The 12,001-nt window shown below is 61.1% G+C and carries 10 protein-coding genes and 1 pseudogene; 3 read left to right on the top strand and 8 right to left on the bottom strand.

The genetic code is table 11. The annotated features are described in order from the left end of the window. The first annotated feature begins 123 nt into the window (after positions 1 to 123). Positions 124 to 414, top strand: a complete 291-nt coding sequence (locus tag BSK43_RS25470) for a hypothetical protein (RefSeq protein ID WP_077471225.1) — start codon at positions 124 to 126, stop codon at positions 412 to 414. A 110-nt stretch (positions 415 to 524) separates the two neighbouring features. Further along, the gene (hisC, locus tag BSK43_RS25465; protein WP_077471224.1) at positions 525 to 1,583 is read left to right on the top strand and encodes a histidinol-phosphate transaminase; all 1,059 of its coding nucleotides are present in this window, start codon (positions 525 to 527) and stop codon (positions 1,581 to 1,583) included. Between the two features lie 89 nt (positions 1,584 to 1,672). Here hisC and cysN read toward each other — a convergent pair whose 3' ends face one another. The 3 genes from cysN to BSK43_RS25450 form a co-directional block, all read right to left on the bottom strand. Then, on the bottom strand, positions 1,673 to 3,163 hold the full coding sequence (gene cysN, locus BSK43_RS25460) for a sulfate adenylyltransferase subunit CysN (protein WP_077471223.1): 1,491 nt from the start codon (positions 3,161 to 3,163) through the stop codon (positions 1,673 to 1,675). 1 nt (position 3,164) lies between these two features. After that, positions 3,165 to 4,118 carry a sulfate adenylyltransferase subunit CysD gene (gene cysD / locus BSK43_RS25455; RefSeq protein ID WP_077471222.1) on the bottom strand — a complete coding sequence of 318 codons (954 nt, stop codon included), beginning with the start codon at positions 4,116 to 4,118 and terminating at the stop codon, positions 3,165 to 3,167. A 125-nt stretch (positions 4,119 to 4,243) separates the two neighbouring features. Beyond that, complete coding sequence (locus BSK43_RS25450; RefSeq protein ID WP_077471221.1) at positions 4,244 to 4,981, bottom strand: phosphoadenylyl-sulfate reductase; 738 nt, start codon at positions 4,979 to 4,981, stop codon at positions 4,244 to 4,246. Positions 4,982 to 5,471: 490 nt separating this feature from the next. Between BSK43_RS25450 and BSK43_RS25445 the strand changes: the two are divergent. Next, positions 5,472 to 5,917, top strand: a pseudogene (locus tag BSK43_RS25445) (Rrf2 family transcriptional regulator). A gap of 3 nt (positions 5,918 to 5,920) precedes the next feature. Here BSK43_RS25445 and BSK43_RS25440 read toward each other — a convergent pair. From BSK43_RS25440 to betI, 5 genes are all read right to left on the bottom strand, one after another. Then, on the bottom strand, positions 5,921 to 7,282 hold the full coding sequence (locus tag BSK43_RS25440) for a chloride channel protein (protein WP_077471220.1): 1,362 nt from the start codon (positions 7,280 to 7,282) through the stop codon (positions 5,921 to 5,923). A gap of 178 nt (positions 7,283 to 7,460) precedes the next feature. Continuing rightward, the gene (betA, locus tag BSK43_RS25435) at positions 7,461 to 9,110 is read right to left on the bottom strand and encodes a choline dehydrogenase (protein WP_077471219.1); all 1,650 of its coding nucleotides are present in this window, start codon (positions 9,108 to 9,110) and stop codon (positions 7,461 to 7,463) included. Positions 9,111 to 9,282: 172 nt separating this feature from the next. Continuing rightward, entirely contained in the window at positions 9,283 to 10,746 is a 1,464-nt protein-coding gene (gene betB, locus BSK43_RS25430) for a betaine-aldehyde dehydrogenase (protein ID WP_077471218.1), read from the bottom strand. Continuing rightward, positions 10,746 to 11,387 (bottom strand): glutathione S-transferase family protein, encoded by a 642-nt coding sequence (locus BSK43_RS25425; protein WP_077471217.1) that lies wholly within the window; start codon positions 11,385 to 11,387, stop codon positions 10,746 to 10,748. Before BSK43_RS25425 ends, betB begins: the two co-directional genes overlap by 1 nt. Positions 11,388 to 11,390: 3 nt before the next feature. After that, complete coding sequence (betI, locus tag BSK43_RS25420) at positions 11,391 to 11,978, bottom strand: transcriptional regulator BetI (RefSeq protein ID WP_077471216.1); 588 nt, start codon at positions 11,976 to 11,978, stop codon at positions 11,391 to 11,393. Positions 11,979 to 12,001 lie beyond the last annotated feature (23 nt).

The following is a 12,001-nucleotide window of genomic DNA, read 5'->3' as shown; positions in this document are numbered from 1 at the left end:
CATGTTGACCAGTTTTCAATGGCCATGCAAAATTGTGGCGTTATGGAGCAAGTAGCACCACATCGTCTGGCGGCAACTTTGCGCCAATTGCGGTCATTCCGCTTCTGATTTAGGCTTCGTATCATGGCCCTTGCTCGCAAAATAATCCTTCACAGCCCGGTGTCTGACAGCTCACGCCTGAGAGACTTCATAGAGCGATGCCTCGCTGAAAAGGTATTGCTGCTGGCGATTGTCGGGCGAGAGGCTGACAAACTGGAGGATCAAGTGGATTGGATAGTTGTAGGGGACGGCAGCGATCCAAGCCGCTTTCTTTGCACCACGTCACATCCTCACGAGTCACTCGAGGATGTGCTCGACATGGCAAATGCTTGGGAAGCCGACGCTGACGCCTGCGTGGAGCAAGTTTTTCTCTAGTCCGCTTCGGCCGAAACTCGTCATTCGATGACGGCATTTGCTACATCAGACCCTAAAATCGAACCACGCCATACCAACCCGCCTGCAACCGCCAAAACTTGGAAATTACCATGAGCCGTTTCTGGAGCCCGATTGTTCACTCCTTGATCCCCTATGTCGCCGGCGAGCAGCCCGCCATCAGCGATATCGTCAAGCTGAACACCAACGAAAACCCCTACGGCCCGTCTCCCCATGCCTTGGAGGCGATTTCGCGGGCCGTGAACGATACGCTTCGGCTCTATCCGGATCCGACGGCGCAGGGGCTGCGCGCCGCAATTGCCGCAAGCCATGGCCTCGACAAGAGCGAGATCTTCATCGGCAATGGTTCGGACGAGGTTCTGGCGCATACGTTCCAGGCGCTCCTCAATCATGAAGAGCCGCTGCTTTTCCCCGACATCACCTACAGCTTCTATCCGACCTATTGCCGCCTCTATGGAATCAGCTTCCGTGAAGTGCCGCTCGATGCGGAGATGCGGGTTCGGGTCGACGATTATCGCCAGCCCTGCGGCGCGATCATTCTGCCCAATCCCAACGCACCAACAGGCATCGGCCTGCCTCTGTCGGAAATTGAGGCGCTTGTGCGAGAGCATCCGGACCAGGTGGTCGTCATCGACGAAGCCTATGTGGATTTCGGCGGCGACAGCGCCATTCCGCTGGTCCGCAAATACCCCAATCTCCTCGTGGTCCAGACCTTCTCGAAGTCCCGAGGTCTTGCCGGGCTTCGCGTCGGCTTCGCCGTCGGACAGAGGCCGCTGATAGAGGCCCTGGAGCGCGTCAAGGACAGCTTCAATTCCTATCCCATCGACAGGCTCACGCTGGCGGGGGCGATTGCTGCCTGGGAAGACCGGGACTGGTTCGAGCGTCAACGCGCTCTGGTCATTGCCAGCCGGGAACGCCTCGCCGTCGGGCTGAAAGAATTGGGCTTCAACGTGCTTCCGTCATCCGCCAATTTTGTGTTTGCGAGGCACCCTGACAGGCCGGGCGCGGATCTGGCCGCCGAACTGAGGAACAGGCGCATTCTGGTGAGGCGCTTTGCGGCTCCGCGTATCAGCGACTTCCTGCGCATCACCATTGGCACCGATGCAGAATGTGATCGGCTGCTGGCGGTACTGGGCGAAATATTGGGCTGATTCAACGAAACCCCAGCTCAACGCGCGGGAGCGCTCGGTGCCGAGGCCGACACAAGTCGGCCTCGTTGCCATTAGGTATTATGAAGCGATCAGATATCGCTTGCCGCGTTCGTCCAGATTTCCGCTGCCTGCGCCGATGTCACGCGGCGGACTTCGGTTTCGTCGCGGCGGCTGACGAAGAGTTCGCTCGCCATGATCTGCTCGGCGAGATCTGCCGGCAGGGACAGGAGAACGCGCTGGCCTTCCTTGTGGATGCCGCCGACATCGGTGCGCTTGCCGGTGATCATGCCGCCGGCGACCGTGTTGTTGGTCTCGGGGTCGATCAGGATGAAGGAGCCGGTCGAACGGTTCTGGTCGTAGGGGTCGAAGACAGCGGCTTCATCGAAGGAAAGACGAACCTTGCCAATGGCGTTCATCCACAGCGCCTGCGCCGGTGCCCAGGCGCCGGTCTTCAGCTCGAGCTGGGCGATCGGCTGCACCTGCACGCGCTGGCGGCGGCTGCCGCTCTTCAGCCAGTAACGCTTGCCGGCCTCGATGCCCTCAGGCTGCAGCGCAACGATCTGCGCATCAAAGGACAGGCCCGATTGCGGCTGGCTGTCAATCGCGACGATCATGTCGCCGCGAGAGACGTCGACCTGACGATCGAGAACGAGGGTGATCGCATCGCCGGCAACGGCGGCATTGCGCACCAGATCGAAGGTGACGATCTTGGAGACATTGGCGACCATGCCCGACGGCAGGATCATGACGCTGTCGCCAGGCTTCACCGAGCCGCCGGCAACCGTGCCCTGATAACCGCGGAAGCTTTCGCCGGGGCGCGAGACGCGCTGCACCGAAAGGCGGAAACCGACCGCCTGCGCCGAGCGCACAGTTGCCAGTTCCAGCGCTTCGACCAGCGTCGGGCCGCTGTACCAGGGCATGACGGCCTGACCGGAATAGACGACATTCTCGCCCTTCAGGGCCGACATCGGGATGGCCGTAATCTGCTTGACACCGAGCGACAGCGCGAATTCCCGGAAATCATGCGAGATCTTTTCAAAGCCGGCGCGGTCGTAGTTCGTCAGGTCGATCTTGTTGATGGCCAGCACGAACTGCTTGATGCCGAGCAGCGAAGCGATCGTCGCGTGGCGGCGCGTCTGTTCGAGAATGCCCATGCGCGCATCGATCAACAGAACGGCGAGATCGGCGGTGGAAGCGCCAGTCGCCATGTTGCGGGTATACTGCTCGTGACCGGGTGTATCGGCGACGATGAAGGAGCGGTTGTCGGTCGAGAAATAGCGATAGGCGACATCGATGGTGATGCCTTGTTCGCGCTCGGCCTGCAGGCCATCGAGCAATAGCGCGAAGTCGGGCAGGCCGAGATCGTTCTGCTTGCCGGTGGAATCGCGCCGCAACGTGGCGGCCTGGTCTTCCTTGACGGCCTTTGTATCCCAGAGCAGGCGACCGATCAGCGTGGACTTGCCGTCATCGACGCTGCCGCAGGTGATCAGGCGAAGCGGACGCGAGTCGCGGATCGCCTTGGCGGGCTCGGCGGCAGGCCCAACAGCGGGTAGGGTGACGACGTTGGCGTTTGCGGTCATCTCAGAAATATCCTTCACGCTTCTTCTTTTCCATGGAGCCGGACTGGTCGCGATCGATGGCGCGGCCCTGACGTTCGGAAACCGTGGCGATCTCCAGTTCTGCAATGATCTCTTCAAGGGTCGTGGCGGTGGAACGGATAGCGCCGGTCAGCGGGAAGCAGCCGAGCGTACGGAAACGGATCAGCTCCTCGCGCTTGACTTCATCCGGCAGCAACTCCAGCCGCGGATCGGCCGCCATGATCATCATGCCGTCGCGCTCGACGAACGGGCGCTTCGCTGCGAAATAGAGCGGTACGATCGGGATCTCTTCAGCCTGGATGTAGCGCCAGATGTCGACTTCGGTCCAGTTGGAGAGCGGGAAGACGCGCACGCTTTCGCCCTTGCGGATCTGGCCGTTATAGACGTTCCAGAGCTCCGGACGCTGGTTGCGCGGATCCCAACGATGGTCGGGCGTGCGGAAGGAATAGATGCGCTCCTTGGCGCGGGAGGCTTCCTCGTCGCGACGGGCGCCACCGAAAGCGGCATCGAATTGGCCGGCATCAAGCGCATGGCGCAGCGCCTCCGTCTTCATGATGTCGGTATAACGGGCCGAACCATAGGTGAAGGGCGTGATGTTCTCCGCCTTGCCGCGCGGATTGATATGCTCGATCAGGTCGAGATCGTATTTCTTCACGATCTCGTCGCGGAAGGTGATCATCTCGGCGAATTTCCAGCCGGTGTTCACATGCAAGAGCGGGAAGGGGATGCGGCCAGGGTAGAAGGCCTTGCGCGCCAGATGCAGCAGCACCGAGGAGTCCTTGCCGATCGAATAGAGCATGACGGGACGCTCGAATTCGGCCGCGACTTCGCGGAATATGTGGATCGCTTCGTTTTCGAGCGCCTTCAGGTGCGGATCGAGCGGCGGCTTGATGCTTTGCGGATTGGAAAGTTCCGTATCCGGACGGCTATCGGGCATGTATGACTCCAGGACTTCAATTGTCTCGACCGGAATTTGGCCGGAAAGAATGGATGCGTTGGTTCCCTAGACATCGGCGGCGATGAAACGCGCTTCGGATCGGAGCCGGGAGCCGGCGGGGTATGCTATTGAGCGGTGCTTGCCACCTCTTCGTGAACATGCAGGCCGCATTCGCGCTTCTCGTCGTTCTCCCACCACCAGCGGCCGGCGCGCTCTGGCTCGCCCGGCTTGATGGCGCGGGTGCAGGGCTCGCAGCCGATCGAGGGATAGCCGCGGGCATGCAGCGGATTCACCGGGACGCTGTTGTCGGCGACGTAGGCGCGGATGACATCGATATCCCAATCCGCCAACGGGTTGATCTTGATCAGGTTGCGCTCGGGGTCGAACTCGGCAAAAGGCGTATCGGCGCGATTGGCGGACTGGCCGCGGCGCAGGCCGGTGATCCAGATCGTGGCGCCGGAAAGTGCGCGCGCAAGCGGCTTCAGCTTGCGCACGCCACAACAGGCATGCCTGGCTTCGACACTTTCGTAGAAACCGTTGAGACCATACTTCTCGGCATAGGCATCGACATCGGCCTGTTCTGGCTCGTAGCGGACGATATGGATATCGTATTGGCTTTCCGTCTCGGCGATCAAAGCGAGCGTTTCAGGAAAGAGACGGCCGGTCTGCAGCGTTGCCACTTCGATCGGTAGGCGGTGATTGCCGATCTCGGCCGTGATGACCTGATCCTCTATTCCGAGCGATGTGGTGAAGACGACACGCCCGCCGAGGCTGGCAACCAGAGACAGACGGCCTGCAAGATCCAGCGCTGCCAGCTGACTGTTGAGCGTGGCGGCATCTTCAATTGATGTAATGGCAGTCATGGGGGGATCCTGTCCTGATACTGAAGCGAGTATTGCAGTTCATGGTGGCATCGGACAGAAAAATAGATTTCGAAAGCAAGCGAATGGAGAGTAAATATCTCCATGAAGCTGCGCTGATAAAGAAAAGCGAACGCCTCGGCTATTAACCAAGGCATTTGGCCGTCTGAAGCGGCTAGTCTGGAGCGCTTGATATGGCTAGCCATGTTTAAGCGCTTGCTTTAATGTCTATAGAAATAGTAGAGTTACACACAGCTTGTCAAATGGAAATCGGAAGTGATGGCTAAAATGATGCGTGACGGCGGATTTTGAGCTAAACTATGAGAATAGCAACAAAAGAATGAAAACAAGGCTGGGTTGCCATCGTTTTCCCGACGTTGCCCCATTGGTGTATTCCTCCCGAGGCTAGCCGGGTAGGAAGCCTGCGGAATTGCCAAATGCCCGGCTGAACAGATCGGCCAAACCTATCGCATGTGTGTGTAAGCGGTTCGAAATGATTACTCAGAAAGCAAAATATGCGCTGCGCGCGCTATCGGCACTGGCCCAGTCCGGGGCAGGCGAACCGATGATGATTTCAGACATCGCCGCGCAGCAAAGGATCCCGAAGAAGTTTCTGGAGCAAATCCTTCTCGACCTGAAGCACCAAGCATCGTCATCAGCCGTCGTGGCAAGCAGGGTGGCTATCTCCTTCGCAAGCCGGCCGAAGAGATCACCTTCGGCGAGATCCTGCGCGTCATCGATGGGCCGCTGGCGCCGCTGCCCTGTCTTTCGCTCACCGCCTATCGTCGCTGCGACGATTGCGACGGTGAGCAGACCTGCGAAATCCGGCATGTCTTCGCCCGGGTTGCCGATGCGACCCGCAAGGTTCTCTTCTCGACCACTATCGCCGACGCGGTGGCCCAGCCTGACGGTCCGGAAGTCACCAGGCTGATGGCCTGATCCTTAGTGGGCGGCGGTCTCCTCGCCGGCTTCCTTCTCCATCGTACGTCGCGCGCGGATTGCCGCCGCGATAAAGACGCGCGACAGACCGTGATAGAGCGGTTCGCGCGAGAGCAGCCGCGACGTCACATAACCGATCATCGAGACCGCCATGATCGGGATGACGGCTTGATGGTCGCCGGTCATTTCCAGAATGATGACGAAGGCGGTCATCGGTGCCTGCACGACGCCGGCGAAGTAGCCGGCCATGCCGAGGATCGCCGCAAGCGCTATGCTGCCACCAACCAGCGTGCCGACCGTGCTGCCGAAACCGGCGCCGACGGCGAGCGACGGCGCGAATATGCCACCGGGAATACCGGAAATCATCGACAGGAAGCTTGCGAGCAGCTTTTCAACGAAGAAAAGCGCGGGCAGGGCGTGTCCCTCCACAGCACCGCGCGCCTGCTCATAGCCAGTGCCGAAGGTCTGTCCGCCGGAGAAGACGCCGATCGCGGCAACGACCAGGCCGCACAGGCCGGCAAGGATCAGCATGCGCTTGAGCGGCTGCGGCTGCGCCCAGCGGCGGATACGGATGCCTGTATAGAGAGCCATCCCGCTGAAGGTGGCGCCGAGCGCGCCGCCGCCGACACCGCAGATCAGCATGACGATCCAGTCGCGAAACATCGTCGGCGCGGCATCGGCCGTGCCGAAATAATTGTAGCTGCCGGAAAGGCCGAGTGCGGCAAGGCCAGAAAGAATGACGGCGGTTAGGACGAGACCGTTGGCGCGCGATTCATAGGTGCGGCTCATTTCCTCGATAGCAAAGACGATCCCGGCAAGCGGCGTGTTGAAGGCGGCCGCGATGCCCGCCGCCGAGCCGGCAAGGATGAGCCCCTTCGCCTGTGCCATGCCGCCGAAGCGGGCGACGGCCAGCATGAAGGAGGCCCCAACCTGTACGGTCGGTCCCTCGCGGCCGATCGAGGCGCCGCTCAAAAGCCCGAGAATGGTCAGCACGATCTTGCCGAAGGCAAGCCGCAGCGACAGTAATTTCGTACGATCCTCGGGGTGGTGAAGATGTCGCGCGGCGATCGCCTGCGGAATGCCGCTCCCTTGCGCGTTGGGAAACAAGGTCGTGGCGAGATAGGCCGATAGCACGAAGCCGAGCGGCGTGAGCACCAGCGGCAGCAGCCATGTCCATTCTCCGGAATGGGTTACGCCTGTGAAAGCGCGCTGCGCCAGATCGGCAAGCTTGGCAAAGCCGACGCTGATCACCCCGATCGCCAGAGCGCCGGTCCAGAACACCAGTCGCGGCCGCCAGAGATTGAAGGAGCCCCAGATGACACGGGAACGGCGGAGCAGCTTGGATTTGCGGTAGATAGGGGGCATTGGACGTGTGACCGGCAGATTGATGGACGGGTCTTTGCGGACTCTGTTCGGGCAATCTGCTTAAAAACGACGTCTTAAGATAGTCACACTGTCTTACAGAGCTTCACTTTACTGACGGTGTCTTTGCGCCCCCTATGCATCGACGTCAATCTATTATGTGAAGCGGTCACGTCCGCTATCAGCGATCACTCGTCTCCCAGCGCGGATTGACCCACGGTTCCTGATTGGAGCGCGCCAGCCGCTGCTTGCCGAGAATGTGGTCGGCGGCCTTTTCGCCGGTCATGATCGAAGGGCCGTTCAGGTTGCCGTAGGTCACATGCGGGAAGATCGAGCTGTCGGCGACGCGCAGGCCGTCGACGCCGATGACGCGGGTGTCGGGATCGACCACGGCCATCGGATCGTCCTTCGAGCCCATCCGGCAGGTGCCACAGGGGTGATAGGCGCTTTCCAGATGTTCGCGCAGGAAGGCGTCGATCTGCTCGTCGGTCTGAACGTTCTCTCCAGGCTGGATCTCCGCGCCACGATAGTCGTCAAAGGCTTTTTGGCCGAAGATCTCACGGGTGAGCCGCACGCAGTGGCGGAATTTTTCCCAGTCCTCCGGATGGCTCATATAGTTGAAGCGGATCACCGGATCGGCCTTCGGATCGGAGGAGCGAAGCGTCACATTGCCGCGCGATTTCGACAGGTTATAGCCGACATGCACCTGGAAGCCATGGCTCTTGGCCGCTGCCTTGCCGTCATAGCTGATAGCGACAGGCAGGAAGTGATACTGGATGTCGGGATGCTTGACGCCAGCTGCGGAACGCAGGAAAGCACAGGCTTCGAACTGGTTGGATGTGCCAAGGCCGGATTTGAAGAACATCCATTGCGCACCGACAATCCCCTGCATGTACCAGGGCAGCCAGGAATAGAGCGATACCGGCTTCAGGCTGGTCTGCTGGAAATAGAACTCCATATGGTCCTGCAGGTTGGCGCCGACGCCCGGCCGATCGACCTTCACCTCGATGCCCATATCACGCAGGTGCTGAGCCGGGCCAATGCCGGAAAGCATCAGAAGCTTCGGCGAGTTGAATGAAGACGCCGAAATGATCACCTCGCGGTTCGCCTTGATGACTTCGATCTTGCCGCCGCGCTCCACTTCGACACCGATGGCGCGGCCGTTTTCGATGACGACCTTGCGGGCGAAACAACGGATAAGCTCGACATTCGGCCGCTTGAGGGCCGGCTTGAGATAGGCTGTGGCCGCAGACCAGCGCCGTCCCTTCCAGGTCGTCTGCTCCATCAGGCCGAAGCCTTCCTGCTTGCTGCCATTATAGTCTTCGGTCGCCTCGAAGCCCGCCTGCTTGCCGGCCTCTATGAAGGCGTGGAAGAGCGGGTTGCGGGCATCGCCACGCCGCACATGCAGCGGGCCGTCCGTGCCGCGCCAGCCCTCTTCGCCGCCATGCGAATGCTCCATCCGCTTGAAATAGGGCAGCACGTCGGCATAGGCCCAGCCCTGGGCGCCAAGCTCTTCCCAGCGATTGAAGTCCTCGGCATGGCCACGGACATAGACCATACCGTTGATCGAGGAGGAGCCGCCGATCACCTTGCCGCGTGGCGCGGTGATGCGTCGGTTGTTGAGCTGCGGTTCCGGCTCGGAAAGATAGCCCCAATTGTAGCGATCCATGCTCATCGGCCAGGCAAGGGCTGCCGGCATCTGGATGAACGGACCGAAGTCGCTGCCGCCGAATTCCAGCACGATGACCGAATGCTTGCCGTCCTCCGACAGGCGGGAAGCCATGGCGGAACCGGCTGAACCCGAGCCGACGATAACGAAATCTGCTTGCATGACCGTGTGCTCCAGGTGGGTAGCGGCGAAAATCCAGACGGTTCTACACCCTCCCCTTGAGGGGGAGGGTCGGAGCGAAGGCCGGGGAGGGGTGATCGTTGGTATGCGCATAGCGGCTGGTCACCCCCACCCGCCGCTTCGCGGCGACCTCCCCCCTCAAGGGGGAGGTAGATCAATAAGGCGCCTGCACCGGCCCCATGCCGACATAGACGGTCTTCAGTTCCGAATAGTGCTCCAGCGCGGCCAAGGAATTCTCGCGGCCGAAGCCGGATTGTTTCGAACCGCCGAAGGGAATTTCCACCGGCGCGAGATTGTAGGCGTTGATCCAGAGCGTTCCGGCCTCGAGCTGGTCGACGACACGGTGGGCGCGGGTGAGATCGGCGGTGAAGACGCCGCCGGAAAGGCCGAATTCGGTGGCATTGGCGCGGGCGATCACCTCAGCCTCGTCATCGAAATCAAGGACGCACATGACCGGTCCGAAGATCTCCTCGCGGGCGATGGTCATGTCGTCGGTGACGTCAGCGAAGACGGTCGGCTGGATGTAATAGCCTTCGCCGGAGACGTTGTTCGGGATGCCGCCGCCGGCAACAAGCGTCGCGCCTTCCGCCTTGCCCTTCTCGATATAGGCAAGCACCTTCTCGCGCTGCGCCCACGAGACCATCGGGCCGATCTGCGTTGCCTCGTCCATCGGGTCTCCGATGAGCATGGCTTCGGTCCGGCTCTTCAGCCGCTTCAGGAATTCGGGCTTGATCTTGCTGTTGACGAAGACGCGGGTGCCGTTCGAGCAGACCTGACCGGTCGAATAGAAATTGCCGAGCATGGCGCCGCCGATGGCACTGTCGATATCGGCATCATCGAAGATGATCAGTGGCGACTTACCGCCGAGTTCCATGGTGACGTGCTTGAGATTGCCGGCGGCAGAGGCCGCCACCTTGCGGCCTGTCGGCACCGAGCCAGTCAGCGAAACCTTGGCAACATCTGGATGGTTGACGAGCAGCGGCCCCGTTTCGCGGTCGCCCTGAATGACATTGTAGAGGCCTTTCGGCAGGCCGGCCTCGATGAGGATCTCGGCGATCTTCAGTGCGCCGAGCGGCGTGTTTTCCGAAGGCTTGAACACCATGGCATTGCCGGCGACGAGGGCCGGCGCGCCCTTCCAGCAGGCTATCTGCTGCGGGTAGTTCCATGCGCCAATGCCGACGCATACGCCGAGCGGCACGCGCTTGGTATAGGCGAAATCGCCGCCGAGCGGGATGTAGGAGCCATTGAGGGCGGCTGCCGCGACGCCGCCGAAGAATTCAAAGGCGTCGGCGCCGGAGGTCGGGTCGGCGACAATGGTTTCCTGGATCGGCTTGCCCGTATCCAGCGTCTCCAGCTCAGAAAGCTCGCGGTTACGCTCGCGCATGATGTCGGCGGCCCGCTTCAGGATGCGGCCACGTGCGGTCGGGCTCATGGCGGCCCATTCCGGCTGTGCTCGCTTGGCGGCGGCAATCGCCCTTTCGACGATGGCAGGCGTTGCCGCGTGCAGTCGGGCGATCACTTCGCCGGTCGCCGGATAAATGCTCTCGATAAGGGTGCCGTCGGTGTCCTCGACATATTCCCCGTCGATGAAATGCGAGGCTTTCGGTTGTGCGCGCATTATAGAACCCTCAATTCTTCGTAGGACACCATGACATGCTCTTGGAAAGCAGGCCGCTCGGTCAGGTTTTGGTAGTAGCGCTCCAGCCGCGGATGGGCGGGACGCTGGATGTCGATGTCGAAATAGCGATAGAGCAGATGGCCGAATTGCACGTCGGCAAGCGTCAGATTATCGCCGGCAAGGAAGCTATGCCGTCCGAACTGCGACTCGGCGATGTCTAGCTTCGTAGCGAGCGCGGCGACGGCCGCAATGATTGCCGTCTCATCCTTGAGAGCAGGGGCTGTGCGCACCACGCGCCAGAATATCGGGCCGGTGAAACTCTGGGCGATATTGATCTTGGCCCATTCCGCCCATTTGTCGATCTGGGCACGATGCCGGGCATCCTTCGGCCAGAAGACATCCTCGCCATATTGCGTGGCGAGGTAGCGCAGGATGGCGCCCGTTTCCCACAATGGCTCGTCATCGCCGTCACGCAGCACCGGAACCGTGCCGTTCGGGTTCATCGCCAGGAATTCCGGGGTATCGTTGACGCCGTATGTGAAGCCGGCATCGATGCGCTTATAGGCAAGCCCAAGCTCGCCGATGCACCACATCAGTGCCTGCACGTTGGATGACGATTTGCGGCCCCAGACTGTCAGCATGCCCTAGCCCCTCAGCGCGTTGAGATGGGTTGTCAGATAGTCGTCGGTCAGCGCAATTGACGCCTCGATGCTGATCGGGGCGGATCGCAGGCTCTGGCGGATGTAAAGCCCGTCGATCATCGCTGCGGCACCTTCTGCGATGCGCTCGGCGTCTTCGGCCGGGCACAGCGTCTTGAGATTGGCCACCAGGTTAGACCGCAGCCGGCGGGCATAGATGACGAGAAAGCGACGCGTCTCTTCGGAGCGCTGCGCTTCGGCATAGAATGCAAGCCAGGCGGCGATCGTCTCCGGCGCAAACTGGTCGGCCTGGAAGCTGACGCGGATGACGGCCGAAAGCTTCTCGCGCGGCGTCGGTGCCGCGCGCAGTGCCGTCACGACGCTGTCGCGCAGGCGCTGTAGATGAACGCGGACGGTCTCGATCAGCAATTGTTCCTTGCTGCCGAAATAATGATGCGCAAGAGCAGGGGAGACGCCCGCCTGCTTGGCGATTTCGGACATGGTCACGGTCAGCGAACCGTGATCGCCGATCACGCGCATCGCAGCATCCACAAGCGCCTTGCGGCGCACCGGCTCCATTCCGACTTTCGGCATGCATCAATCCCCAAGGCTGGGAA

Source organism: Rhizobium sp. P44RR-XXIV (assembly GCF_001999485.2).
Lineage (GTDB): Bacteria > Pseudomonadota > Alphaproteobacteria > Rhizobiales > Rhizobiaceae > Rhizobium.
This window is presented reverse-complemented; position numbering and strand designations above follow the sequence as displayed.

What these genes read in the sequence shown, in the direction of transcription:
- BSK43_RS25470 (WP_077471225.1), top strand. Translation starts at nt 124, where the DNA reads ATGGCCCTTGCTCGCAAAATAATCCTTCACAGCCCGGTGTCTGACAGC.
- hisC (WP_077471224.1), top strand. Translation starts at nt 525, where the DNA reads ATGAGCCGTTTCTGGAGCCCGATTGTTCACTCCTTGATCCCCTATGTC.
- cysN (WP_077471223.1), bottom strand. Translation starts at nt 3,163, where the DNA reads ATGACCGCAAACGCCAACGTCGTCACCCTACCCGCTGTTGGGCCTGCC.
- cysD (WP_077471222.1), bottom strand. Translation starts at nt 4,118, where the DNA reads ATGCCCGATAGCCGTCCGGATACGGAACTTTCCAATCCGCAAAGCATC.
- BSK43_RS25450 (WP_077471221.1), bottom strand. Translation starts at nt 4,981, where the DNA reads ATGACTGCCATTACATCAATTGAAGATGCCGCCACGCTCAACAGTCAG.
- BSK43_RS25440 (WP_077471220.1), bottom strand. Translation starts at nt 7,282, where the DNA reads ATGCCCCCTATCTACCGCAAATCCAAGCTGCTCCGCCGTTCCCGTGTC.
- betA (WP_077471219.1), bottom strand. Translation starts at nt 9,110, where the DNA reads ATGCAAGCAGATTTCGTTATCGTCGGCTCGGGTTCAGCCGGTTCCGCC.
- betB (WP_077471218.1), bottom strand. Translation starts at nt 10,746, where the DNA reads ATGCGCGCACAACCGAAAGCCTCGCATTTCATCGACGGGGAATATGTC.
- BSK43_RS25425 (WP_077471217.1), bottom strand. Translation starts at nt 11,387, where the DNA reads ATGCTGACAGTCTGGGGCCGCAAATCGTCATCCAACGTGCAGGCACTG.
- betI (WP_077471216.1), bottom strand. Translation starts at nt 11,978, where the DNA reads ATGCCGAAAGTCGGAATGGAGCCGGTGCGCCGCAAGGCGCTTGTGGAT.